Below are 24,985 nucleotides of genomic sequence, written 5' to 3' on the forward strand. Positions count from 1 at the left end.
CGCCCGGCACGCCGGGCTTCTTGCTGTCTGATGCCGGCAGGCCGGCTCAGGCGTAGCCGTAGCGACCGGCGATGGCTCGCACTTCGTCGGCGAAACCGCGACCGTCGGTGCGCCATTCCAGCGGCCCGTCGAGCGGCTCGGTCAGCCGCAGCCGGCGAGCAAAGCCGGGATCGGCCAGGAAACCTTCGTCGGCGCCGTACAGCGCGGCATCCGGCCCGAGCGCCGCGAACGGGCTGTGCTCAGGCTGCTGCATCGCCGCCAGCTGATCGGGCTCGGCCGGCCAGCCGAGCCACTCGCACAGCTCGCCGAGCGTCGCTTCCGGCTGGCGCAGCAGATCCTCGATGCGCAGCACGCGATAGCAGGCGTTCGGCAGCAGCGCGCCGGCCGCCGCCAGATTGGCGTGCACCCGGAACCAGGCCAGCTGCGGATCGAGCGCTGGCGGATTGACCGCGTAATCCTTGTAGTCCGGCGCAATGAACAGACGGCCGTCGAGCGCCCGCGCGCTGTCCCGGCACCAGCGGCGCGGATGTTCGACCAGATGCAGCAGCCGCACGTCGGGCCGCTCGTCGAGCAGGCGGTCGATGAAATCCGGCCGCCAGCCGATCGAGGTCTCGGCGCTGACCAGCACCCGCGGCGCCAGCGTCTGCGCCAGCTCGGCAAGCATGTCGGCGCCGCGCCAGTCGGCCCGCCGTGCCAGCCAGCGGCCGGCGGCGGCGATGCCGTCATCGGTCTGGCCGCCGCCGTACAGGGCCGCCACGGCGCGCCGCAGGCCGTGGCTGGTGCGCCCGTCGGACAGGGCGCTGATCTCGCCGAGGCCGCCGAGCGTCGGCGCCATGAACAGGTTGAGTTCCGGCAGATCCTGGGCGCGCTGGTGCTGGCCGAGCATCGCCGCCAGCCGCGAGGCATGGGCGCCAGGCGGCGCCACGATCAGGACCGGGGCTTCAAGCATCGGCTTGACGCGACGGCGCTGCGCCGAGGAATACCTCGCAGCCGCCCCGGTTGTTGTCGACGTACTTCCACTCGCCCTGTTCCTTGATCGCCACGCGCGGGCCGAACGGATTGGCGGTGGCGACGAACAGGCCATGCGGCGTCGAGGCGAAGTTGCGCACGCCCCAGTTGTACTTGTTGCCGAAGCCGTTCGGCGTCACGCAGTCCCAGCGCACGCCATCGTGCGTGCGCCACAGGGCGAAGCCGCCGTAGTTGCGCGTCAGATGTTCCATGCCCCAGTGGCGGATCAGCTTCAGCACGTCCTCGGGCCACTTGGCGTTCGGCAGGTACGGCAGCGAGTTGGCCCACGAAAAGGTGCCGGCGTACAGGTAGTCGCCGTGGGTGGCCATGCGCCAGACATAGCCGTTGAACAGGTTGTCGAAGCCAGCGGCGAGCCCGGACAGCGGCACCTTCAGGCCGTCCGGCGTGACCCGTGAATGGCCGACCAGCAGCTCCCAGCTGTCATCCGGCCAGACCCGCAGCACTTCGGCGGCAGCCGGCCCGAGCTTGAACGCCCGGTGGTAGCCGCCGTTGATGATGCCGGTGCCGACGATCAGCGCGCCCTTGAACTCGCACATGCTGACGATCACTTCGTTGAACGGCCCGCGCCAGGCGCCGTGGGTCAGCACCTTGGTCCACTGGTAGGGCAACGTGTCGCCGCCGCGCGTCTTCCACAGTTCGAAGCCGGTGAACGGGTTGACCGTGCCGGCGTACAGATAGCCGTTGAACTCGGCCATCTCGAAGATCGTCAGATTGCCCTTGTTGCCGAAGCCCTCGTCGTTGACCGGCTTCCAGACGCCGGTCGGCAGGTCTTCGCTGGCGTAGATCACCGCTTCGGAGCCGACCGAATCCTGCACCTTGCCGCCGGCATTCGACGCAGTCGGCGAGGTGTGTACGCGGCCGCCGAACACCTGCAGGGTGCGGAACGAGCGCACCGACACATCCCACGGCGGCCGCTTGACGACGGTGAAATTGATCCCGTCCTCGCTGCGCAGGATGTCCGGCGGTTCGGCCATCGCTGGCGCCCAGGTCGAGCAGTAGATACAGGGCTTCAAGTCGCTCTTGCCCTGGAAAACGGTCATGCCACGCATGCCGACATAGCGCGCGACCATCCGCGACTTGTTGCGCGCCATCACGTCGGGCGCGCGGTAGACCATGTCCCAGCGATCGGTCTGTGGCGTGTAGCGCCAGATCTGCGAGTTGCGGTCGATGTCGTAGACGTTGTCCGGCGACTCCACCGGCCACGGCTTGATGTCCGGCGGCGGCGACAGCAGCTTCATGCCGGGAATGGTGCCGCGCGTGGTGCCGACGTACAGCCGGCCCTCGAACCAGGCCATCGAATGCGCGTAAGCATTCCAGCCGTCGCCGAAGCCGGACTCGCAGGTCAGCCGGAAGTCGCGGCCGTCGAGACGGCCGTTGTCCGGCGGCGGTGGACGCCACCGCCGCTGCGGCTGGACGCCGTCGTCCATCAGGGCAGCCAGGACCACAGCTCGACGAGGAAGAAGCGCACGATCGGCCGCGTGAACGCGACGATCAGCGGCATCCGCTCGGCCTCGACCTTGGCGTAGCCGGTCATCTGCGGCAGCAGCTTGCCGTCGGTCTCGTCGATCGACATCACCACGCGCACGACGCGGCCGTACTGGCTGACTTCCGCACTCGGCGCGATCTCGCGCACCACGCCGGGATAGCCGCGATCCGGGAACGACCAGGCCTTGGCCATCGCCTTGTGGCCGATCTCGACCTTGCCGACATCGGCCTCCGGCACCCGGATCTCGACCAGCAGCTTCGAGGAATCCTCAACCGTCGCCAGTTGCGCGCCACGGGCGAGGAAATCGCCCAGCGCGAAGCGCAGCGTGCCGGACAGGATCCGGCCAGCGATCGGCGCCTTCACCTGCGCGTACTCGACCGCCTTCTGCGCCAGATCGAGCTTGGCCTGCTCGCTGGCGATCTCCGCTTCCAGCGCCTGCAGCTGTTCATTGCGCACCGGGCTGATCACCAGCGCCAGCTGCTTGCGCGCTTCGAGCAGCCGCTGCTGATCGAGTTCCGCCACCGACAGCGCCCGCTGGTATTCCTGGTCCGACACCGCCTTGCGGGTGAACGCCTGCTTCAGGCGATTGGCCTCGGCGCGGCTGAATTCGAGACGCTTCTCGGCAGTTGCCACCAGCTGCCGGGCCTGGTCGATTTCTTCGCCCTTGGCGCCGGACTTGGCGATCGCGACGTTGGCACGCAGCCGCGTCAGATTCGCTTCGCTGGAGGCCACGGCGTAGCGCTCGGCGTCGTCGTTGAGCTTGGCGATCACCTGCCCGGCCTTGACCAGTTCGCCTTCCTTGACGAACACCTCGCGGACATCGCCATCGGTCAGCGCGCGGATGTCGGCGCGGGCGGTCGGCAGCACGATGAACTCGCCGCTCGGCTCGTAGGTGTACGGGAACAGCGCGACGGTGACGAGGATCGTGATGATCGCCCAGTCCCAGCGCTTCGGCGGCGCCAGATTGACCTTGCCGGCACCGATCGAGCCGCGGCTCGCCTGTGCGCGGCGGGTGCTGGTGAACACCGACCAGGCCAGCAGCAGCGCGGTGATGACGATGCCGACCGCGCCGAACGCGCCGCTCAGCCAGCGGGCCGGGAAGATCACCACCCAGACCATCAGCCAGATCGTGTACGCCAGCACCAGGAAGCCGTACCAGCGCAGCACGCCGGGCGACAGCTTCTTCATCTCGTTCCATGGCCGGTCGTAGCCGAAGATCGCGTACATCGCCTGCTCGCGCAGGTCGGCGGCCTGGTACCACTGCACCAGCCAGTTGTAGCCGTCGCGCTTGACCAGCGGATTGACCTGCAGCAGGAAGAAGGCACTGGCCAGCAGCGCCAGCGCCACCAGCAGCGACGGCAGGATCGAGTGGCTGTGATGGAACACCAGCCACAGCGCCACGGCGATCACGAAGATCATCAGCTGGGCAATGAGGCCGCTGCCGACGATCCGCAGCCGCTGGTCGCGCGGCGCGCTTTCCGCCGCACCGCCGGTATCGCAGTGGAAGCGCGGGATCAGCACGGTGCCGAGCACCACGCCGAACTTCGGCGTCTGCCGGGTCAGCGTGTGGATGGCCGACGCGCGCGCCATCTCGGACAGGAAGTTCACCAGGTAGATGCCGCCGATCAGGGTCAGCAGCAGCGGCAGCGGTTCGATCAGGCGTACGAAATCGACGCCCATCTCGACCCGGTGCGTCCACATCGCCACCACCGCGCCGATCACCAGCGCCAGAAGGCCCAGCAGCGGCAGCCGGCCGAACAGCGGCAGGTTCAGCAGCCAGCCGATCGGCAGCAGCGGCCTGGCCGGGATCAGCACCTTCGGGGCCGCGACCACGCCCCGGAACGCGCCCCACAGGCCGGTCAGCGAACCGGGCAGGCCGGGGCCGCCCAGCGAGCCGGGCACCGTCGACGGCGCCGCCGTTTCCGGCGCCACGCCGGCCGGGCGCGGGCCGCGATTCCAGCCGGCCAGCGTCGCTTCGGCATCGGTCTGCGCCGGCACCGGCAGCGGCTCCTGGCTGCCGGCCGCCAGCAGGTCGCTGGTGGCCAGCTCGTTGCAGAAGTGTTCGAGTTCCGCCGCCGTCAGCTCCGCACCCAGCAGCTCGCGCGCCGCCGTCCGGACCGCGGCCGCATCGCGGCTGCCATCGATCAGCCGGGCCAGCTCGAATTCGGCCGGATCAAGTCGGATCGGCCGGCCGTGGCGGGCGCCGGTCAGCGCGTAGTACAGGCCATCAGCCGACTTGGCCGCCGAGCCGAAGACGAATTTTCGATACAGGTGACGAGGGCTTTCCATCAGGGAGCTCGGGAAGATCGGCTTCGGGGAACGATCGTGGAACGAAAGAGACGAACGCGGCCGGCAGCGGCGTCAGGGCGCCGCCAGCGCGCCGTTGACGGCCAGAAGATCGGCGTGGTTCAGGCTGCCGGCAGCGGCCCGCAGGCGCAGCGAATTGAGGATGGCGTCGAAGCGGGCGACCGCGTAGTCGCGCTCCGCCCGGTAGCGGCTGCGCAGCGCCAGCAGCAGGTCGCCGTTGGTCCGGGTGCCGACCTCGTAGCCGACACGGATCGCGTTCTCGCTGGCGGTCGTCGACTGCACCGCCTGCTTCAGCGCGCGCACCTTGGCGATCGCGGCGCTGGAATTCAGGAACGCCACCTGCACCTTGCGCAGCGCGTCGGCGCGCTTGGCCGCTTCATCGGCCTCGGCCCGCACCACGCCGGCCTGGGCGGCGCGGATCGCGGAGCTGATGGCGCCGCCGGTGAAGATCGGAATCTTCACCTGCAGGCCGACGCGTTCATCGGTGGCGCGGTTGCCTTCGGCGCCGATGCCGTTGGAAATGCCGCCTTCAGCGTACTGGTAGGTGTAGGCGGCCAGCGCGTCGACCCTCGGCCAGCGCGCGCCGTAGGCCTTGTCGACGTTCTTGCGGGCGATCTCGGTGGCCAGCATCTGCGCCTTCAGCTGCAGGTTCTGCTTGCCGGCGCGCTCGATCCAGACATCGAGGCTGTCCGGCTGCGGCGCCGCCGGCAGATAGGTCTTCGACAGGCCGTCAAGCGCGCCGAAACGGGTGCCGCCGCTGAGCAGTTCCAGCTGCACGCGCGACACCGCCACCGCGTTCTTCGCGGCGATCAGCGCCGCCGCCGCCAGATCGAGCTGCGACTGCGCGACCTGCACCTCGGTATCGGCCACCAGCCCGGCCGCCGACTTGTCGCGGGTCTGCGCCAGCACCGCTTCGATGGCGGTCTTCTCGGCTTCGGCGAAGCGCAGTTCCTCGTCCGCCGACAGCGCGGCGAAATAGGCTTCGACGACGCCGATGCGCAGCGTGTCCTGGGCGTCGTAGGTCAGCAGGCCGGCGCGGCTGACTTCCAGCGCGGCGGTGTCGAGCGTCAAGTACAGGCCGCGATCGAACAGCACCTGCGTCAGGCCGACCTGATAGCCGACGCTGTTGAAGGCATCGGTACGGTTGACATCGGCGCCGCTGGTTGGGATGGCGCCGACGCCGCCGACGAAGAAGCGACCGCTGAGCGTCTGGCTGACGGTGGCCGCCTCGCCGCTGACGCCGATCTGCGGCAGCAGCTTGGCCAGCGCCTGCGGCCGCGCCTCGATCGCCTGCTGGTAGCCGGCGATCACCGACAGGTACTCGGGATTGCCGTCGAGTGCCTTGGTGTAGACCGATAGCAGGTTGTCCGCCTGCGTCGAGGACGACAGCGCAACGCACAGCGAAACGATCGCGATCCGCAGCGGACGCAGGAAATTCATGGATGGCTCCGACGGCAACCCGGTGCGCCGGGCTTTTCTGGTTCGCGGATTATCACTCAGCCCGGCTCCGGCGTACTGCGGTCTTGGAAAAGTCATGTGGACGGGCGGCGCGTTCTTGCAGGAATCGCGCCGGATCGTCCGATTTTTCAAGAATCGTCGCGCCCGCGCTGCGCGCCGGCAGCGGCCGACCGGCGTTCGCCGCGCCGCCGACGAGCGGCTCAGGGGCAGTGTTCGAGATAGTCGATCGCCATTACCGTGCCGGCTGCCGTCAGCCGCAGCTGCACGCCCTGCTGCGGCCAGCGGCGCAGCAGCAACCCGTCCGCCAGCGGCAGCTCGGCCGCGCAGCGGGCGTCGTCCTGGGTGACGGCCCGGCCATCGCCGGACAGCCCTTCCATCTGCTGCACGACGGCCAGCGGCAACGGCGGCGCCAGCGCCAGATGCAGCGCCGTGACCACGCCGCGCCCGGCCGCCAGCTGCACGGTCACGGTGCCGCGCGGATCGCTGCCTGCGGCCGGGTCGGCCTGCGGTGCGGTGCCGGCGTCGGCATCGGGCTCGGCATCGGCAGACGCCGCCGGCTGGCGCAGCGCATCGGCGGTGAACTGGCCGAGCACTTGGCCGCGATAGCGCGCCGGCTGCCAGGTCTGATCCGCTGTCGCCGGCGGATCAGCCTTGGCGGCCAGTGCATCGGCCTCCGCGCGGCGCGCTTCCGCCAGACGCGGCATCGCCGCCAGCGCCGGCGCCCGTTCCGGCGCGGCGGCGGCTCGTTCAGCCGCAGGTTCGGCCGAGGATTCGGGCAGCGAGACAGCCGCAGATTCAGCCGGGGATTCCGCCGGGGATCGGGCCTGCGATTCCGCTAGCGGTGGCGGCGGCGATGGTATTGGCGACGGCAGCGCAGCGATCTCCGGCCGGCTATCCGGCGGCAATGGCGCGGCTGGCGCGGGCAACGGCGCGCGCTTGGCCGTTTCCTCCGGCGGCGCCAACGCAGCCGCCATCGGCACGTCCTGCGGGGCCTGCTGCGCGGGCGCAGGCAGGGGCGCAAGCACTGCTGCGCGCGGCGGCGGCGCGGCGGCATCGCGCAGACCTTCGCGCAGCACGCCGATGCTGACCAGCAGCGACGCGGCCAGGCTGACCGGCAGACGCCAACGCCGCAGTCGCGTCGGCCGGCGCGGCGGCGTCACGGGCTTGGCAGCGTCGGATAGTTCAGCAGCTGCTGCGGCGAGGATGGCGGCATCGAGCGACGCCGGCGCGCCCTGCCCGGCTGTGGCCTCGTCGCGCCAGGCGCTGGCCAGCGGGCTGCGCCGGTCCAGGAAGGCGTCCAGCAGGCGATCGTCGTCGTCAGGTTCGGTCATCGGCGAGCGCCTCCCGCAGTCGCACCAGCGCATAGCGCAGCCGGCTCTTGATGGTTTCCCGGCCGACGCCCGCCACCTCGGCGATCTCGGCCAGGCTCAGGCCGCCTTCCTCGTGCAGCAGGAAGGCGTCGCGCTGCTCGATCGGCAGGCGGGCCAGCGCCGCGCGCAGCCGCTGGCCGCGCTCGGCACTCAGCAGCTGTTCGTCCGGCTGCTCGCGGCGAGGCAGCCACAGCGCCGCCGGCACGGGGGGCGCCTCGTCGTCATCGCCGGGCTCCGGCAGCGGCTCCAGCCCCGGCGGCGTCGCCCGCCACCAGTCGATCAGCCGGTGATGGGCGATCCGGTACAGCCAGGTCGCGAACCGGGCGCGCGGCTGCCAGTCGGCCCGGGTGCGGATGACGTTCAGCCAGACATCGTGAAACAGCTCGCCGGCGATGGCCGGCCGCCCGCAGCCGTGCAGCAGGTGCCGGTAGACGCCGTCGCGATGGCGCCGGTACAGCGGCTCGAAGGCCGCCGCATCGCCGGCCTGGTACCGCAGCATCAGCGTTTCGTCGCTCGGGCCCGGAGCCGCGGCCGGCGGTGCGGAGCGGTCCAGTCAGTGCGCTCCGGCGTGGTGGTCATCGCCGGACACCAGCAGGCGTTCGCCGTTCAGGCTGGCGGCCAGCCGCGCCAGTTCGACGAACTCCGCTGCGCGGCCGCTGGCCTGGTCGACCTGCGCGGCGCTGGCCAGCGCCGCCGCGTCGCGCAGTGCATAGCGCTGCGTGTACTCGCCGCCGCGCAGCAGCTGCCCGTAGGCGGCCACCGCCGCCGCCAGCCGGAAGGCCGGCGAGGTGCGATCGGCCGTCACCGCCTCGTCGGCGCGGACCACCCGCGCGATCAGCCGGCTGCGGGCATCGACACCGTCTTCCGGGCGCTTGTAGCGCAGCTTCAGCTGGGCCAGTTCGCCGGCCATGCCGGCACCGGCTTTCGCGGCCTGACCGTAACGCAGCGCATCGACCTTCTCGCCGCCGCTGCCGACCCGGGCGATCTCGTACAGCGCGGTGACCCGATGGCCGGCGCCGATGTCGCCGGCGTCGATCGCATCGTTGTTGAAATCCTCGCGCCGCAGCAGGCGGTTCTCGTAGCCGATCAGGCGGTATTCGGCGACGACCGCCGGATTGAACTCGACCTGGATCTTGACGTCGCTGGCGATGGTTTCCAGCGCCGAGGCACGTTCCTCGACCAGTACCCGCTGCGCTTCCCGCGCCGAGTCGATGTAGCTGTAGTGGCCGTTGCCGACATCGGCGATCTGTTCCATCAACGCGTCGTTGTAGTTGCCGGTGCCGAAGCCTAGCGTCGACAGCGCGACACCATTGCGGCGCTTGTTCTCGACCATCTCCTTGAGCTGGCCGACATCGCGGAGGCCGACGTTGAAATCGCCATCGGTGGCCAGCAGCACGCGGTTGTTGCCGTCCTTCATGAAGGCCTTTTCGGCCATCGCATAGGCCAGCTGGATGCCGCTGGCGCCGTCGGTGGAACCGCCGGCTTCCAGACGATCGAGCGCGGCGACGATGGTCGCGGTCTGGTCGCCGGGCGTCGGCTCCAGCACCACTTCGGTGCGGCCGGCGTAGACCACGAGGCTGATCCGGTCGCGTGCCGTCAGCTGGCCAGCCAGCAGCTTCAGGCTGGCCTTGACCAGCGGCAGCTTGTCCGCCGACTGCATCGAGCCGGACACGTCGACCAGGAACACCAGGTTCGATGGCCGGATCGATGCCGCCGCCGGCTTCCAGCCCTGGATGCCGATCGCCAGCAGCTCGGTCTTCGGGTTCCACGGCGTCGGCCCCAGTTCGGTGTGCAGCGCGAACGGCGTCGCGCGGTCCTTCGGCGGCGCGTAGGCGTAGTCGAAATAGTTGATCAGTTCCTCGACCCGCACGGCGTCGCGCGGCGGCAGCTGGCCGGCGTTGAGCAGGCGGCGGACATTGGCGTAGGCGCCGGTATCGACATCGACGCTGAAGGTCGACACCGGCTGCTCGGCGGCGACCCAGACCGGGTTGGCCCGCAGTTCGGCGTAGCGCTCGCCGTCGCCATCCGGCATCACCGACGGCGCTGGTAACGGCGCCGGCATGTGCTGCCACTGCTCGGTGGCCACCGCCATCGGCGGTGGCGCCATGCGCGTCGTGGCCTGCGCTTCGCGGGTCTGCGCCTTGGCCAGGGCCAGTGCTTGCGCCGGGGCCGGAAGCGGGGCTTCAGTCGGGGCCTCTGCCGCTGCCGGCACGACGTCCTGCGCCACCGACGGTGGCGCGGAGATCGGCTCCGCAGCCGCGCGCTGCGCGGGCGGTGCCGAGCAGGCCGCCAGCGCGGCAGCCGCGCCGAGGCAGCAGGCGGCGATCAGGGTGGTCGAATGAGGGCGGGACATGGCGAACTCCGTGGGGGCTGTACCGACTTGAACGAAGGCGCCCGGCAAACGGGGTTGAGGCGGACGAAAAAATTTGCCGCCGCCCATGCGGTGCCAGCGGCCGCTCAGCCAGCGGCCCGGATCGGGAACACCTTGTCGAGCCGGGCCAGGCTCAGCACCCGCATCACCGGTGGGCCGACTTCGGCCAGCGTGAAGCCGAGATTGGCGGTGCGCGCCTTCTGGTAGGCCTCGACCAGGCTGGCGATGCCGGAGGAATCGATGTAGCTGACATCGCGCAGGTCGACCACCAGCGCCTGCCGGCGCGCCAAGATGTCGAGCAGCGTCTTGCGGGCGGCCGGCGAGCGTTCGAGATCGATCTCGCCGCTGAGAAAGACCGTCGACGTGCCGGCGTCATCGTTGACCCTGAAACTCATCTGCTGCCGCTCCCCTTGTCGTGTGGCGGATGGTCGACGCCGGGATCGGCGTCCTGGCCGGCCTCGGCCGGGCGGTCGGCGCGACCGAAGCCGCGAACCAGCTTCTTGGTCAGCACCAGGCGATTGCCGGCGCCCTTCGGCGGCGCCCGGAACTGCACGCGATCGGTCAAGGCGTGCATCAGGTGGGTGCCGAGACCACCGGGCCGGACCTCGTCGAGCGCCCGCCCCCGGCAGTCCTGCGCGTCGACGGTAGGCGCGTAGTCGATCAGCTCGACCTCCAGCCCGTCGGCCGCCTTGCGGATCGAGAACTCGATCTTCTCGCCGAGCGCGGCGCCAGCCTTGGCCGCCGCGCCGTAGCCGTGGCGGATGATGTTCTGGCAGGCCTCGTCGACGGCCAGCACCAGATCCTGCGCCCATTCGACGCTCGCTCCGGCTTCGCGCGAGGCCGCCTCGACCAGCCGGCGGACGATCTTCAGCTGGCCGGCCTCGGCCGGAATGGTCTGCGCCACCAGTTCGGCGACGCTGCGCCGGCGGACGCTGGCACCCAGCGGCTCGGCGGCGGCGTAGCGGTCGTCGATCACCAGCAGGGTCAGATCGTCGCGGACATCGTCGCCCAGGCCATCGGCGATGGCGGTCAGCCGGGTGCCCGGCGCAGCATCGGCGTGGCGTTCGATCAGCGCCTTCAGGCCTTCGCTGCCGAGCATCCGGCCGCTGGCATCGCGCGCTTCGCTGGCGCCGTCGGTGTACAGATACAGGCAGCCACCGGCGATCGACAGCGTGGTTTCGCGGTAGCGGTCGTTGTCGAGCCGGCACTGGATGCCGAGCGGCGGATCGGTGGCCGGAAACTCCTCGAAGCCGCCATCGGCAGCGCGCTTCAAGGCCGGCAGATGGCCGGCGTTGGCCAGCCGGATCTGGTGGCTCGCCGGGTCGTAGACGCCGATCACCATGGTCACGAACATGCCGAAGGCCATGGTCTCGCACAGCTCGGTCTCGATCCGCGACAGCAGCAGCCCCGGCTCGTACACGCGCTTGGCAAGGCTGCGGAACAGCGTGGCCGCCTTGACCATGATCAGCGCCGCGTTCAGCCCCTTGCCGGAGACATCGGCCAGCGCGAAGGCGATGCGGCCGTCGGGCAGCTGCAGCGCGTCGTAGAAATCGCCGGATACGCCGTGCGCTGGCCGGTTCAGGCCTTGCACCGGCGCGGTGCTGGCTGGCGTCGGCGGCAGCAGCTGGCGCTGCACGTCGGCGGCCAGTTCCAGCTCGCGACGCAGGCGGTTCTGGGCCAGCAGCGCGGCGGTGAGCCGGGCGTTGCGGATGGCGATCGCGGCAGCGGTCGCCAGCAGGCCGAGCAGTTCGGCATCGCGGGCACTGAAGCGCCGGCCCCGGCCGCGCGGATTCAGCAGCTCGACGACGCCGTAGCGCTCGTCGCGATGGCTCAGCGGCGCGCAGATCATCGAGCGGATCGTGTAGTCGATGCCGATGCTGGCCGGCGCCAGCAGGTCCGGGTCGGCGGCGGCATCGGCCACCCATTCGGTGGCGTTGCGGGCCAGCGCGCGGCCGTGGATGCCGCGATCGGCCGGCAACTGCAGCTGGCGGATATCGACCGGCCCGACGCAGGCGCGGCAGCGCAGCCGCGCGGCCGGATCGCCGAAAGTGCCATCGAGCAGGAACAGGCCGGCGGCATCGGCGTCGAGCGCCTCGGCGATCCGCGCCAGCGCCGCCGCCAGCGTGGCGTCGAGATCCTCGCTGTCGGCAAAGGCCTCGATCAGCTCGGCGACCAGGTCGAGATGATCCCCGCCACTGCGCGTGGCGCGGCGCTGCGGGGATCGCGGTGTCGGGGCGGCCGGCATGGTGGACCGAGAGTAGCGCGCCGGCGGCCATCCCCGCCGGACGGCAGCCACGCTTACACTGCCGCCCTTTCCACGCCACTCCCTCCCCGAGAAGACTGATGACCGACGCCGCAACCGTGTCCGTGCTGATGCAGACCAGCCTGGGCGACATGACGATCGAACTCGATGCCGCCAAGGCCCCGAAGACGGTGGCCAACTTCCTGGCCTACGTCGATTCCGGCCACTACGACGGTCTGGCCTTCCACCGCGTGATCCGCGATTTCATGATCCAGGGCGGCGGCTACGTGGCCCCGGACTACACCGAGAAGAAGACCGGCAAGCCGATCGAGAACGAGTGCAACAACGGGCTCAAGAACGCCCGCGGCACGATCGCCATGGCCCGCACCAGCGATCCGCACTCGGCCACCGCACAGTTCTTCATCAACCACGCCGACAACGCCTTCCTCGACGGCAAGCCGGGCCAGTGGGGCTATGCGGTGTTCGGCAAGCTGACCGCAGGTCTCGACGTGCTCGACAAGATCGGCACCACGCCGACCGGCCGCGCCCGGCCGTTCGGCCAGGACGTGCCGGTGGAACCGGTGGTGATCGTCAAGGTGTCGCGCGTCTGATGCTTTCCGGCCTTCGGGCCTGCTGCACGGCGCTGCTGGCCGCCCTCCTGCTGACGGCGGCCAGCGCTCCGGCACTGGCCTGGGGACCGGAAGGTCACCGCATCGTCGGCGAGCTTGCCGCACGCCAGCTGCGACCGGCGACGGCGGCAGCGGTGGCCGCGCTGCTGGCCGGCGAGCCGGAGCCGACCTTGGCCGGGGTCGCCAATGATGCTGATCTGCACAAGACCGACGCGACCGGCCCGCTGCACTACATCAATTTGCCGCCCGGCCGCTGCGACTACCAGCCGGCCCGCGACTGCCCCGACGGCCGCTGCGTGATCGCCGCCATCGAGCGGGCGGCAGCCGTCGTCGGCGATCGGCGGGCGGCCAGCGCCGATCGCCGCCAGGCGCTGAAGGACCTCGTCCATTTCGTCGCCGACCTGCACCAGCCGCTGCACGCCGGCCGCGCCGAGGATCGCGGCGGCAATCGCGTGCCGCTGCGCTGGCAGGGCGCGCCGCACAACCTCCACCAGCTCTGGGACGGCCTGCTGATCCGCGCGATCGGCACCGATGCGACGCGCCTGGCCGCAAGCCTCGCCCGCCGCCGAAAGCCGGCGGCATCGACGCTGGCCGGGCCGCCAGCCGCGTGGGCGCGGCAGTCCTGCGCGCTGGTCGCCTCGGCCGATTTCTATCCGGCAGCCGAGACCTTCGACGAAGCGGCCTACCGGCGCCGCTGGCAGCCGGTGCTGGAAACGCAGCTGCAACGGGCCGGGCTGCGGCTGGCGGCACAGCTGGAACTGGCGCTCGGCCACTGATCCGCACCAGCGGAAGCCGGCCCGACCGCTCGCCGGACGGGTCTTCCCGCGCTCCGCCCTGGCCCGCGAATTGCCCTAGAATTGCGACCGTTTGTTGACAATCGTTCGCGCCGAGGTTCCTCCGCATGCCGCAGCTGATCGCCGTTACCGCCACGTCGGGCCTGTCCTCGTGAAGGCGCTGATTCTCAGCGCCGGCCAAGGCCGCCGACTGCTGCCGCTGACCGCATCGCGTCCGAAGTGCCTGATCGAACTCGGCGGCCGCAGCCTGCTCGAATGGCAGCTGATCAGCTTGGCCCAGGCCGGCGTGCGCGAAGCCGTGATCGTCATCGGCTACGGCGCCGAACAGGTCGAGGACATGCTGAAGGCGCGCACGCCGGCCGGCATCCAGGTGCGCACGCTGTACAACCCGTTCTTCGAGGCGGCCGACAACCTGGCCAGCTGCTGGATCGCCCGCCACGAACTGCGCGGCGAATGCCTGATCCTGAACGGCGACACGCTGGTCGAGACCGCGATCGTCGAGCGCGTGCTCGGCAAGGTCAGCCACCCGATCACGGTGACCATCGACCGCAAGGATTTCTACGACGCCGACGACATGAAGGTGCGCACCGAAGGCGGCCAGCTGGTCGCCATCGGCAAGAAGCTGGATGCCGAGATCGTCAACGGCGAGTCGATCGGCTTCCTGCGCTTCACCACCGAAGGAGCGGCCCGTTTCGTCGGTGAAGTCGAGCGGATCATGCGCACGCCGGAAGGCCTGAAGCTCTGGTACCTGTCGGTCATCCACCGGATCGCCAGCCAGTCCGGCGATGTCGGCTACACCTCGATCGAGGGGCTGGGCTGGGGCGAGATGGATTTCCTGCCCGACGTCGCCCACAACGAGGCGCTGGTCGCCGGCTGGCCGCAACCGGTCAGCGCAGCGCTGACGAGCCGCGCCGCCAAGGGCGCCGCCTGATGGCAGCCGCGCGCCCGGCCCGGCGCTCGCCGGACGAGTCGATCCGGATGTTCCAGGCGGACTGGATGGAAGCGCTGTCGAAGATCCCGTTCTGGGTGCCGATGGCGATCTACCTGCCGTTGTTCGCGTGGCTGACCTGGACCGCGTTCACCGATGGCATCCCAGTGTCCGGCTGGATCGCCTGCTTCGCCGGCGGCCTGCTGATCTGGACCGCCACCGAGTATTTCCTGCATCGCTTCCTGTTCCACTGGACCCCGCCAGGCAAGATCGGCGAGCGGCTGCACTTCATCTGGCACGGGGTCCATCACGACCACCCGAACGACCGGCTGCGGCTGGTGATGCCGCCGTCGGTCAGCATGCCGCTGGCCTACGGTTTCTGGTGCCTGTTCGCGCTGGCGGTCGACGGCGTCTGGCTGAAGGCGCTGTTCGGCGGCTTCATCGTCGGCTACGTGATCTACGACACCCTGCACTACGCGCTGCACCACTACGCCTGGCAGCAGCCGCTGTTCAAGAAGCTGAAGGTGCACCACATGCAGCACCACTTCGTGAACGGCGACACCGGCTATGGTGTATCGAGCCCGCTGTGGGACTGGATCATGGGCACGCGGCGCAGCGCCACGCGGCCCTGAGCCATCGATTCGGCGGTGCGTCCGAAAGCCGGCCTCGCGCCGGCTTTTTGCTGCGCGTGCCGCGGCGCAGGGCGCTGCGGCATCAAGTCACAGCGGCCCGCTTCTGCAGCTCGAACACCAGCAGGCCGTGATCGGAGTACTGCTTGATCCAGGCGTCGCGGGCGGTGGTATCGGCCAGCAGCGGCCAGCCCAGCACCTCGACCTCGGCGCCGCGCAGCGGCTTGAAGGCCAGATGGGTGGACGCCAGCACGTGGTCGAGGTCGGCGGGCTTGTAGCGGCTGCGACTGCCGTTCGACCAGGTGGCCGGATGCGATTTCGACAGCAGCCGCATGCCGACCTTGCCGGCCTCGGCCGCCAGCCGGGTGATCTCGGCATCGGCGGCGATCGCGATGCCCTTGGCGTAGTCGAGGCCCATGGTGTTGAGATCGCCCAGCACGATGAAGTTCGACCGGCCATCGGCGGCCTGCGCGTCCAGCACCTCCTTGAGCCGGAACGCCTTCTGGAACTGCGCATCACGCAGGCCCAGCCCGATCGGATCGGCGCTGCTCTTGGTGTGCAGGAACAGCAGCGAGTAGTGGATGCCGGCCACGGTCACGGTCAGCAGGCTGCCCGGCCGCAGGCTCACCTGGCCGATCTGGAACTCCAGCCGCTGCGAGAAGAAGCCGGTGATGCCGCCCTTGACGCCGACCAGGATCTCCTGGACCTGCGCGCCTTCGGTGATGTGGAACTGGTAGCCGGGGAACGCCTTGACCAGCGGCTCGAAAACGCCCTTGCCTTCGACCTCGTACAGCGCGAAGACATCCGGACGAACCGCCTTCAACGTCCCGAGCACGCGATCGGCGCGGCTCGGGTCGTCCTTGAAGTGCTCGATGTTCCACGAAGCCACCCGCAGCGCCTTGGCCATGCCCGCCTCCGTTCAGTGCGCTGGCCGATCCTCCGCCAGCAGCCGTTCGACCAGCTCCTTGTCCGCCGGCTTGTCGACATCCACCGCCGCCCGTGCGAACGGCATCTCCACCACCGCCGCGCGGCAGCCGCCGGCGAGCTGGCCGAGCCGCGCCAGCGCCGCCGACAGCTTCAGCCAGCCGAAGCGGTAGCGCAACGCATAGCCGAGGCCGAGCAGCCGCAGCATCGCCACCGGCTGCTTGCGCAGGGCCTCGACCTGCTGCCACAGCTCGGCCAGCGCCTGCGCCTTCGGAGTGGCGAAGAAGAACAGGTTGCAGCCGCTGTACGACCCTTCCGCAAAGCGCAGCCAGGTGCGGCGGGTGTCCGGCATTTCGGCCAGCACGACTTCCGAGCGGGCCAGCGCCAGCGCCGCATCGGCACCGGCCGGAACGCTGGCGAGGAAATGGCGCACCCAGCCCGGCTGCAGCAGCGCGTGGTCGGCCGTGGTGACCAGCAGCGGCACCGGATACCGGGCCAGCGCGGCCACCACGCTGCGGCTCGGGCTGCCGGCCGCCGGAAAGAGATCGACCGGCTTGCCGTTCGCCGCCTCGGCAAGGCCCGGCAGTGCCTGCACCAGCGCCGGCGCTTCGATGACCACGACGATCCGCGCGATCTCCGGCGTCGCGCCGAGTGCCGCGATCACCCGCAGCAGCATCGGCGTGCCAGCAACGGCGATCAGCGCCTTGTGCGGCACGCCGAAGGCCTGCGCCATCGGGTCGTCCGGCCCGCGCGATCCGGCGAGGACCAGCGCAGTCAGCCCGCCCGCCTTCACACCGCTCAAGCCAGCGCCTTCCGGTACACGCGATAGGTCTTGTAGGCGACGCCGCCGAGGCTTTCGTTGATCCGCCGCATCGGCAGGTTGTCTTCGAGAATCCATGACAGCTCGGCACGCTGGAAGCCGCGCTTGAGCCCTTCCGTGCGCATCGCGTCGATGATCAGGAATGGCAGGGTCGAACCGATGATGCCGTGCGCGTGGCGCTTGCGGATGCCCATCAGCGGCACCCGCGCGCCGGTCACGCCGCGAACCTTGAGTCGCCACAGCAGCTTGGCCCAGCCGAACGGCAGCAGCCGCCCGTCGAGATCGGCAATCGCCTCGTTGAGGTTGGGCAGCGCGACACCGAAGCCGGCCGGTTCGCCATCGACATCGACGAACCAGACCATCCGCTCGGACAGGATCGGCCGCATCGCCTTGGCCAGATGGTCGGTGTCGGCGGCGGTCAGCGGCTCGAAGCGCCAGTTCGCCGACCAGGCATCGTTGAAGATCGAGGTGATCTGCTCGATGTCGCGACGGTAGTGCTTGAAGCTCAGGTGGCGCAGCTGCACCGATGGCCCCAGCGGCCGGCGCAGCAGGCCCTGCACCGGCTTCGGCCACGGCTGGGTGATGTCGCAGAGGTAGGCGTAGACATCCTTGGCCTTGGCATAGCCCTGGGCCTCGACGAGGCCGCCGAGATACGGGCGGTCGTGCCCCATCATCAGCATCGGCGGCGTGTCGTGGCCAGCGACCAGCAGGCCGGTCTCCTCGTTGATCGACAGGCTGAACGGCCCCAGCGCCTCGCGCATGCCGCGTGCCTTCAGCCAGGCTTCGGCGGTGTCGAACAGCGCCTTGACGATGGCCGCGTCGTTCTCTGCGGCCAGCAGGCCGAACTGGCCGACGCCGTCGGTGGCATCGCGGTTGACCTGGGCGCTGATGCGGCCGACGTCGCGGCCATCGCGCACGGCCAGCCAGAACTGCACGTCGGTGTGCGCGAACAGCGGATTGTGCTTCGGCGACAGCGCTTCGCTGCGCTCCAGGTCCAGCGGCGTGATCCAGTTCGGGTCACCGGCATGCAACCGCGCCGGCAGGCGGATGAAGCGCTGCTTCAGTGCGGCGGAGTCGACCGGCACCAGGGTGATCGCAGCGCCTGCGGATGTCGCGGACATGGGGAAGCAGCCTCCAGGAAAGGGCGTCGATCAGTGCCGATCGAGGCGGTACACGAAGATCAGGCCGAGCAGCGCGAACAGCGCCGGGGCCAGCCACGCGGCCAGCGGCGGCGCCACGGTGCCGGCCTCGCCGAGCGCCGACATCAGGCCATTGACCAGCAGGAACACGAGGCCGGTGGCCAGCGCGCCGAGCACCTGCGCGCCGCCGGCACCGCCGCGGGTCAGCGCGATCGCCACCGGTGTCGCCAGCAGCAGCATCACCAGCGCCGACAGCGGATCGCTGAAGGCCCGGGCGATGCGCGTGCGGTAGAACGAATCGGTCTTGGTGCCGGACTGGCTGCCGGCCAGCACCTGCGCCGCCAGCCCGCCGGACACGTAGGGCTCCGACGCCGACAGGCGCATCAGATCCGAGGGCTTGAGCCGCGTGTCCCACGGCAGCTGCGCCTGCACCGGCGCATGCCGGCCGGCGCGAAGATCGGTGACCACCGCGTCGATCAGGGTCCAGGCGCCGTCGGCATATTCGGCCCGGCTGGCGACGGTCCGGCTGGCCAACTGGCCGGCGTCGTCGCGGCGGTAGATGCGCACTTCGTCCAGTCGGCGGCCATCGGGCATCACGGTGGCCACGCCGACCACGGCGCCGGCCGTGCGGAACCACAGCAGCTCGGTGTCCGGGTCCTTGTCCGGCGACGGCGGCAGGCTGGCCCACCAGGCGGTCAGCGCCTTCTGCGAGCGCGGCACCACCACTTCGGCGAGCAGCGCGTGCAGCAGGCCGATCGCGATCACGGTGGGCAGCAGCGCCAGCAGCACGCGGCGGAACGGCAGGCCGGCGGCGCGCATCGCGCAGATCTCGTTCTGCCGCGACAGAGTCGAGAAGCTGAAGATCGCGCCCAGCAGCGTCGCCAGCGGCACGGCCTGCAGCAGCACGCTGGGCGAGCGCAGCACGGTGTAGTGGGCGATGCCGGCAAAGCCCTGGCCACGGCTGAGGATGTCGGTCGAGGTTTCCAGCAGGTCGAGCACCTGGAACAGGCCGCCGAGGCCGCACAGCACCGCGAAGCAGCGCAGCGCCAGCAGGCCGCGCAGATAGCCGCCGAGGCCGCTGCCGATCAGGAACAGCCTCATTTCGGCTTGGCGGCCGGCTTCAGGCGGGCGACGAAGGCCGCCACCAGATCCTCCAGCGCCGACACCGCGCGGGTCACCGGGTTGTCGCCGGGGCGCGCCAGACTCTGGCTGTAGATCCAGCCGCTCAGCAGCGCGAACGCCAGCCACGGCAGCCAGACGCCGAGATAGGCGTTGACCTTGCCGGACTCCGCCAGGCTTTCGCCGAGCTGCAGGCTGTTGTGAAACAGCAGCATCAGCACGGCGGCGACGATCAGGCTGGCGGTGCGCTTGCCGCGCTTGGCCGACATGCCGAGCGGAATCGCCAGCAGCTGCAACAGCGGCAGCGACAGCGTGCGCGCCAGCCGGCCGTTGAATTCGCCGGTCAGCTTGGCGTGGCTGATCGGCGTGTCCTGCCCCGGCAAGCCGCCGGCCAGCAGCTCCGGCGCGGTCAGCTCGCGCTCGTTGCCGCCTCGGGCGCGGAACGGCGGGGCATCCGGCGTGAAAGCGGTGTTGCTGTCCATCTGCGCGAAGTGCACGTCCAGCAGACCGCTGTCGGGCTTGTCGCGCAGGTGCTGGCCGTCGTGCAGGGTCAGCTTCAGGCGGTGGCCGTCGTCGGACGGCGTCAGCTCGCCGCTTGCGCCGACGGTCAGTTCCTCGCGGCCGTCGACTTCGCGGCGGATGAACACGCGCCGGAGCTGGCGGCCGGTCTTGTCGACTTCATCGGCCGTCAGCGTGTAGCCGCTGCCGGCGCTGGCGAAGGTACCGGGCTGCAGCCGCGCGTCCCAACCGGCATTGAGCGCGGAGTACATGACCGCCCGGTAGTCGTAGCGCGAATAGGGCTGCAGCCAGCCGAACACCCAGGCGCTGAACAGCGACAGCACCACCGACACGGCGAGGAACGGCTGCGTCAGCCGCGCGATCGACTGGCCGCCGGCCAGGTAGGCATCCAGTTCGTTCTCGTCGCCGAGCTTGGAAACCACCACGAACAGCGCGACGAAGAACGCCGCCGGCAGCGCCAGACCGAGGTAGTACGGCACCAGATTGGCGATCAGCCGGAACACGGCCGGCAGCGCGTGGTTGTTCTCGGCCAGCAGGTCGAACAGCCGCAGCAGGCGTTCCAGCAGCAGCGCGATCAGCACCGTGCCCAGGCACAGCGTGAACGCCGGCAGCAGCTGGCGCAGCAGGTAGCGGTCGAGCAGGGTCGGCATCAGCGGGCCTGCCAGGCGGCAGCCCACTCGGCCGCCAGCTGCGCGAGCCGGCCGTCATCGAGGCTGACCGCCTCGGTCAGCGCCGGCGGATTCGGCCAGCCGGCATCGGCGAACGTCAGCCCGTCCCAGTGACGAACGCCTTCGTAGCGCGGAATGACGTGAAAGTGCACGTCCGGGTCCACCATCATCAGCATCAGCCAGTTGAGGCGCTGATAGTCGACCATCGCCTTCAGCAGGCGTTCGACGCCGATGGTGATGTCGCGCAGCTCGGCGAAGGCCTGCGGGCTCAGTGCCGAGAAAGCCGTGACGGGCTCCTTGCAGACCACCACGAGGCTGCCGAAGGTCGGCTGCTTCGGCCGCAGCTGGACGGTCCAGCTGGCGGTCTCGGCGATCCGCGAACGGGGCCAGGCGAATTTCAGGGCAGTGGGATTCGGCATCGGCGCGGGGCAATCGGTGGACAAGGTTACCGCGACTCAGCGCAGCCGATAACCGCCGCCGTCGACGAAGCGCTGCTGCGCGGGCTGCCAACGGCGGGCCCGGACGTCGATCGTCCAGCGACCGTCGATCCGCTCGAAGCCCAGCAGGTTCCAGCGCCCGCCTTCGTCCTTGGGATTGGGAATCGCCGAGACCGACGGCACGCCGAGCACCGGCACCAGGCCATCCGGACCCGGCAGCGGATCGAAGCGGGCATCGCGGGAATGGCCGTGCAGTAGCAGCTCGGCGCCATGGCGAGCGATCACCGCGCGCAGCGCGGCGCGATCATCCAGCGCCTTGCGGCGCTTCACCACGCCATCGGCCGGCGGGTGATGCAGCGCCACCACGCGCGCCAGCCCGCGCCGGCCGAGATCGGCCAGCAGCGCCGCCAGCGCCTCGAGCTGCGCGCGACCCAGGCGGCCGCTGGCCAGTCCCGGCGCCGTCGGCAGCGCGGTCGACAGGCCGATCAGCGCCAGCTCGCCGCGCACACGAAGGAACGGAAACGCGGCCACGCCATCGTCGCCCTGCATCCACGGTTGCCAGTGCGCCCAGCCGTCCGCATACGACACCGGCACCAGCGCATCGTGGTTGCCGGGCACCACGGTGAGATCGCGGCAGCTGCCGAGACTGGCCAGCCAGCCGGCGGCGGCGGCGAATTCCCCCGGCAGCGAGAAATTGGTGATGTCGCCGCTGATCAGCCAGTGATCCGGCGCGTGCTGACGGACATCGGCCACCGCCGCCGCCAGCACCTGGGGGCTTTGCAGCTCGCGCCGGCCCCGCGCCCACGACAGGCGGCTGAGGCTGCGCTTCGAGAAGCGCTCGGCCAGGGTCGGCGGCGGCGCGTCGAAATGCAGGTGCGGATCGGAGAAATGGGCCAGCCGGAACATGGGATTGCACGATGAGGTCGAGCCGGCTGGCGCGCCTCGGCCGGGCCGGCGGGCGCCGGTCACAGACCGGTTGCCGCTTTGCACCATAATACGGCGCTTTTTTTGACGATCCCGCTTGATGACTTCCGCCGCCTCTCCTTCCCCGCCGTCCCCGGGCCCACGCGCTGCGTGCGGCGTGATCACCGGCCGCAACAGCACCCTGCTCTGGGGCATGTCGTCGACCGAGCGACTGAGCCGCTGCCTGAAGCGCGCCGGCGTTTCCGAGGTGCGCAGCGCGGACCGGCTCGGCGACATCGTCGGCGGTACCGTCGTGGTGCTGTCGAACGACTGGGTGTTCGACGTTTCCATCGTCGTCGGCCTTGCCCAGCGGCCGGGCACGCTGGTGATCGAACCGGCCACGCAGCGGCCGGTGGCCGCTCATGTCGAGGCCGGCCAGCTGCTGGCGGCGATCGCGCTGCTCGATGGCGGCGCCGACCCGCTGCCGGACACCCTGCAGCGGCTCGGCCCGGACGAGGTCGGCGGCACCTACAACCACGAGCTGCGCAAGAAGGAATCGCCGTATCTGCTGCGACTGACGCCGGACACGCGAGCGGCGGTCGAACGGCGGATGTTCAACGGCAGCTACAAGGGCGTCACCGACTTCGTCACCAAATACTGGTGGCCGCGACCGGCGGAAGTCGTCACCCGCTGGTGCGCCAAGCTGGGCCTGAGCCCGAACATGGTGACCTCGATCGGCGCAATCGGCGTGATCTATTCGTTCTGGGCGTTCTGGCACGGCCACTACCTGAGCGGCCTGGTCAGCGCCTGGATCATGACCTTCCTCGACACCGTCGACGGCAAGCTGGCGCGCGTGACCCTGACCTCGTCGAAGTGGGGCAACGTCTTCGACCACGGCATCGATCTCGTCCATCCGCCGTTCTGGTGGTGGGCCTGGATCGTCGGCCTCGGCGCCGCCGGTCTGGCAACGCCCTTCGACGGCCTGCTGCTGTGGGTGATCGTCGGCGGCTACGTCGTGCAGCGCATCTTCGAGGGCATCTTCGAATGGCAGTTCGGCATGCATCCGCATGTCTGGCGGCCGTTCGACAGCTTCTTCCGGCAGATCACCGCGCGGCGCAATCCGAACCTGGTGATCCTCACGCCGCTGGCGCTGGCCGGCTATCCCAACCTCGGCATCTGGCTGGTCGGCTTGTGGACGGCGCTGAGCCTGGTCGTGCACGCCGTGCAGATCCTGCAGGCGCTGGCGGCGCGGCGGCATGGACCGATCACCTCCTGGCTGAGCCAGTAATGCGGGTCGGCCTCATCCGCAATCCCAACAGCCAGCGGAATCGCCGCGTCGGCGACCGGCTGTCCGAAGTGGTGGTGCCGAACGGCGTCGACCTGCTGCGGCTCGATCCCCGCTCTGCCGACGACATCCCCGGCGTGGTGGCCGAATACGCAGGTCGCGGCCTCAGCCACCTGATCGTCGACGGCGGCGATGGCACGCTGCGCGACGTCATGACCGCCCTTCCCGCCGCGTTCCCTGAACGGCTGCCAACCTTGATGCTGATGGCCGGCGGCAACGCCAACCTGGCCACCCACGATGTCGGCGGCGCTGGCCACGGTCCGGCCGCGCTGCAGCGCCTGCTCGACACGCTGGCCGCCGGCGGCGGCGAGGTTCGTCGCCGCCAGCCGATCGAAGCCCGCTGGCCAGATGGCTCGCGGCCGCCGGTGCTCGGCTTCTTCATCGGCGCTGCGGCGTTCTATCGCGGCTGGCGGCTGGCGCTCGGCGCGGTCCACGACAAGGGCTTCCTGCACGGCCCGGCGCTGTTCGTGACGATGGCCAGCGCGCTCTGGCAGACCCTGGCCGGCGGCCGCGGCAACGAGTGGCAGGCGGGCGTCAGCATGGGCATCGGCGTCGATGGCAGCGCGGTCGAGGATCGCCAGCGCTTCCTGTTCCTGACCACCAGCCTGCACTGCCTGTTCGGCGGCCTCTGGCCGTTCTACGACCATGGCGATGCGCCGTTGCGCTGGCTCGACATCGATGCGCCGCCGCCGCGCTTCACCCGCAGCCTGCCCGGCCTGCTGCGCGGGCAGCCCAGCCGCTGGATGCGCGAATCGCCGGCCTATCGCAGTGGCGGCGCGCAACAGCTGGTCCTGCGCCTGGAAGCGCCGCTGGTGATCGACGGCGAGGCCTACACGCCGGGCGCCTACGGCGAGGTCGAACTGCATGCCGGGCCGGCGCTGGACTTCTTCTCCTCGGGGCCGCCATGAACCCGGACGCAGCACGCGCGGCACTGCGCGATGCGGTGGCCACCGAACTGGCGCTGCCGCTGCCGCCGGCGATCACCGATGTCGCCGAGATGCTCGCCGCCCGCGGCCACGGCGCGGCGACGGCCGTGCTGTTCTACGGCTCCAACCTGCGCAGCGGCGCGCTCGACGGCGTGCTCGACTACTACGTTCTGGTCGATAGCCTGCGCGGCTGGTACGGCCCCGGCCGCTGGCTGCCGGCCGCCGCGAACCGCATCCTGCCGCCGAGCATCCTGTACCTCGAACCGCAGTGGCAGGGCCAGACGCTGCGCGCCAAGGTGGCGGTGCTGCGCGCCGACCAGTTCCGCCGGGCGATGCGCCGCAGCGGGCTCGACACCACGATGTGGGCGCGCTATTCGCAGCCGGCGGCACTGGCCTGGCATCGCGATGCCGCCAGCCGGGACGCGGCCGTCGCGGCAGTGACCGATGCGGTGATCAGCGCCGCCGGCTGGGCGGGCCGGCTCGGCCCGGCGATCGGGGTCGCCAACGATTACTGGCAGGCGCTGTTCAAGCGCACCTACGGCGCCGAACTGCGGGTCGAGAAAGCCAGCCGCACCGACAGCCTGATGGCCTACGGCGGCGAGCGCTACGACCGCCTGCTGCCGCTGGCCTGGGCTGCCGATTCGCTGCGTTTCGAGACCCTGAGCGACGGCCGGCTGCGACCTGCCGTCAGCGCCGTTGCCCGGTGGCTGGCAGCCAGCGGCTGGTCATTGCGCCATCTGCTCGGCAAGCCGCTGAACTTCGTGCGGCTGATGAAGAGCGCCTACACCTTCGACGGTGGGGTCGACTATGTGCTCTGGAAGATCGAGCGGCACAGCGGCGTGCGCATGGAACTGACGCCCTGGCAGCGGCGCCATCCGATCCTGGCGTCGCCGTACGTGCTGTGGCAGTTGCGCAAGCGCGGCGCGATCCGCTGAACCGCTC

23 protein-coding genes are annotated in these 24,985 nt (G+C 70.4%); 7 read left to right on the top strand and 16 right to left on the bottom strand.

Translation table 11 applies throughout. From position 1 onward, the window contains the following. Positions 1 to 46: 46 nt before the first annotated feature. From ACTIGJ_RS00900 to ACTIGJ_RS00940, 9 genes are all read right to left on the bottom strand, one after another. Positions 47 to 949, bottom strand: a complete 903-nt coding sequence (locus tag ACTIGJ_RS00900) for a sulfotransferase (protein ID WP_439638387.1) — start codon at positions 947 to 949, stop codon at positions 47 to 49. After that, entirely contained in the window at positions 942 to 2,456 is a 1,515-nt protein-coding gene (locus tag ACTIGJ_RS00905) for a hypothetical protein (RefSeq protein ID WP_439638388.1), read from the bottom strand. Before ACTIGJ_RS00905 ends, ACTIGJ_RS00900 begins: the two co-directional genes overlap by 8 nt. Then, on the bottom strand, positions 2,456 to 4,804 hold the full coding sequence (locus ACTIGJ_RS00910) for an HlyD family secretion protein (RefSeq protein ID WP_439638389.1): 2,349 nt from the start codon (positions 4,802 to 4,804) through the stop codon (positions 2,456 to 2,458). Before ACTIGJ_RS00910 ends, ACTIGJ_RS00905 begins: the two co-directional genes overlap by 1 nt. A gap of 72 nt (positions 4,805 to 4,876) precedes the next feature. Further along, positions 4,877 to 6,262 (bottom strand): TolC family outer membrane protein, encoded by a 1,386-nt coding sequence (locus ACTIGJ_RS00915; protein WP_439638390.1) that lies wholly within the window; start codon positions 6,260 to 6,262, stop codon positions 4,877 to 4,879. 218 nt (positions 6,263 to 6,480) lie between these two features. Then, positions 6,481 to 7,611, bottom strand: coding sequence for a hypothetical protein (locus ACTIGJ_RS00920; RefSeq protein WP_439638391.1), 1,131 nt, complete (start codon positions 7,609 to 7,611; stop codon positions 6,481 to 6,483). After that, positions 7,598 to 8,149: a sigma-70 family RNA polymerase sigma factor gene (locus ACTIGJ_RS00925; protein ID WP_439638392.1), complete on the bottom strand. Its 552-nt coding sequence runs from the start codon at positions 8,147 to 8,149 to the stop codon at positions 7,598 to 7,600. Before ACTIGJ_RS00925 ends, ACTIGJ_RS00920 begins: the two co-directional genes overlap by 14 nt. Positions 8,150 to 8,203: 54 nt before the next feature. Continuing rightward, complete coding sequence (locus ACTIGJ_RS00930) at positions 8,204 to 10,003, bottom strand: vWA domain-containing protein (protein WP_439638393.1); 1,800 nt, start codon at positions 10,001 to 10,003, stop codon at positions 8,204 to 8,206. Between the two features lie 104 nt (positions 10,004 to 10,107). Then, on the bottom strand, positions 10,108 to 10,416 hold the full coding sequence (locus ACTIGJ_RS00935) for an STAS domain-containing protein (protein ID WP_439638394.1): 309 nt from the start codon (positions 10,414 to 10,416) through the stop codon (positions 10,108 to 10,110). Next, entirely contained in the window at positions 10,413 to 12,266 is a 1,854-nt protein-coding gene (locus tag ACTIGJ_RS00940) for an ATP-binding SpoIIE family protein phosphatase (protein WP_439638395.1), read from the bottom strand. Before ACTIGJ_RS00940 ends, ACTIGJ_RS00935 begins: the two co-directional genes overlap by 4 nt. A 98-nt stretch (positions 12,267 to 12,364) precedes the next feature. On the opposite strand from ACTIGJ_RS00940, the gene ACTIGJ_RS00945 reads away from it, so the two are divergent. The 4 genes from ACTIGJ_RS00945 (at position 12,365) to ACTIGJ_RS00960 (ending at position 15,246) form a co-directional block, all read left to right on the top strand. Then, the gene (locus ACTIGJ_RS00945; RefSeq protein WP_439638396.1) at positions 12,365 to 12,874 is read left to right on the top strand and encodes a peptidylprolyl isomerase; all 510 of its coding nucleotides are present in this window, start codon (positions 12,365 to 12,367) and stop codon (positions 12,872 to 12,874) included. After that, a complete protein-coding gene (locus ACTIGJ_RS00950; protein WP_439638397.1) occupies positions 12,874 to 13,668 on the top strand; it encodes a S1/P1 nuclease in 795 nt (264 codons plus the stop codon). Before ACTIGJ_RS00945 ends, ACTIGJ_RS00950 begins: the two co-directional genes overlap by 1 nt. Positions 13,669 to 13,837: 169 nt before the next feature. Further along, entirely contained in the window at positions 13,838 to 14,617 is a 780-nt protein-coding gene (locus ACTIGJ_RS00955) for a sugar phosphate nucleotidyltransferase (protein WP_439638398.1), read from the top strand. Next, positions 14,617 to 15,246, top strand: coding sequence for a sterol desaturase family protein (locus tag ACTIGJ_RS00960; protein WP_439638399.1), 630 nt, complete (start codon positions 14,617 to 14,619; stop codon positions 15,244 to 15,246). The genes ACTIGJ_RS00955 and ACTIGJ_RS00960 overlap by 1 nt, the downstream gene beginning before the upstream one ends. 82 nt (positions 15,247 to 15,328) lie before the next feature. On the opposite strand, the gene ACTIGJ_RS00965 is transcribed toward ACTIGJ_RS00960, so the two are convergent. The 7 genes from ACTIGJ_RS00965 to ACTIGJ_RS00995 are packed head-to-tail and all read right to left on the bottom strand — an operon-like array spanning position 15,329 to position 21,775. Next, the gene (locus ACTIGJ_RS00965) at positions 15,329 to 16,150 is read right to left on the bottom strand and encodes an endonuclease/exonuclease/phosphatase family protein (RefSeq protein ID WP_439638400.1); all 822 of its coding nucleotides are present in this window, start codon (positions 16,148 to 16,150) and stop codon (positions 15,329 to 15,331) included. Between the two features lie 12 nt (positions 16,151 to 16,162). Beyond that, entirely contained in the window at positions 16,163 to 16,960 is a 798-nt protein-coding gene (locus ACTIGJ_RS00970) for a nucleotidyltransferase family protein (RefSeq protein WP_439638643.1), read from the bottom strand. A gap of 5 nt (positions 16,961 to 16,965) precedes the next feature. Beyond that, positions 16,966 to 18,108: a dATP pyrophosphohydrolase gene (locus ACTIGJ_RS00975; RefSeq protein ID WP_439638401.1), complete on the bottom strand. Its 1,143-nt coding sequence runs from the start codon at positions 18,106 to 18,108 to the stop codon at positions 16,966 to 16,968. A gap of 30 nt (positions 18,109 to 18,138) precedes the next feature. Next, complete coding sequence (locus ACTIGJ_RS00980; protein WP_439638402.1) at positions 18,139 to 19,227, bottom strand: LptF/LptG family permease; 1,089 nt, start codon at positions 19,225 to 19,227, stop codon at positions 18,139 to 18,141. Next, positions 19,224 to 20,414, bottom strand: a complete 1,191-nt coding sequence (locus ACTIGJ_RS00985; RefSeq protein WP_439638403.1) for an LptF/LptG family permease — start codon at positions 20,412 to 20,414, stop codon at positions 19,224 to 19,226. The genes ACTIGJ_RS00980 and ACTIGJ_RS00985 overlap by 4 nt, the downstream gene beginning before the upstream one ends. Further along, complete coding sequence (locus ACTIGJ_RS00990) at positions 20,414 to 20,851, bottom strand: HIT family protein (protein ID WP_439638404.1); 438 nt, start codon at positions 20,849 to 20,851, stop codon at positions 20,414 to 20,416. Before ACTIGJ_RS00990 ends, ACTIGJ_RS00985 begins: the two co-directional genes overlap by 1 nt. Before the next feature lie 36 nt (positions 20,852 to 20,887). Continuing rightward, positions 20,888 to 21,775 (bottom strand): metallophosphoesterase family protein, encoded by an 888-nt coding sequence (locus ACTIGJ_RS00995; RefSeq protein WP_439638405.1) that lies wholly within the window; start codon positions 21,773 to 21,775, stop codon positions 20,888 to 20,890. Between the two features lie 118 nt (positions 21,776 to 21,893). Between ACTIGJ_RS00995 and ACTIGJ_RS01000 the strand changes: the two genes are divergently transcribed. The 3 genes from ACTIGJ_RS01000 to ACTIGJ_RS01010 are packed head-to-tail and all read left to right on the top strand — an operon-like array spanning position 21,894 to position 24,978. Continuing rightward, positions 21,894 to 23,060, top strand: a complete 1,167-nt coding sequence (locus ACTIGJ_RS01000) for a CDP-alcohol phosphatidyltransferase family protein (RefSeq protein WP_439638406.1) — start codon at positions 21,894 to 21,896, stop codon at positions 23,058 to 23,060. After that, complete coding sequence (locus ACTIGJ_RS01005; RefSeq protein ID WP_439638407.1) at positions 23,060 to 24,025, top strand: diacylglycerol/lipid kinase family protein; 966 nt, start codon at positions 23,060 to 23,062, stop codon at positions 24,023 to 24,025. The genes ACTIGJ_RS01000 and ACTIGJ_RS01005 overlap by 1 nt, the downstream gene beginning before the upstream one ends. Further along, positions 24,022 to 24,978, top strand: a complete 957-nt coding sequence (locus ACTIGJ_RS01010) for a hypothetical protein (RefSeq protein ID WP_439638408.1) — start codon at positions 24,022 to 24,024, stop codon at positions 24,976 to 24,978. Before ACTIGJ_RS01005 ends, ACTIGJ_RS01010 begins: the two co-directional genes overlap by 4 nt. Positions 24,979 to 24,985 lie beyond the last annotated feature (7 nt).

Origin of the sequence: Nevskia sp. (assembly GCF_051860985.1) — a bacterium.
Classification (GTDB): Bacteria; Pseudomonadota; Gammaproteobacteria; order Nevskiales; family Nevskiaceae; genus Nevskia.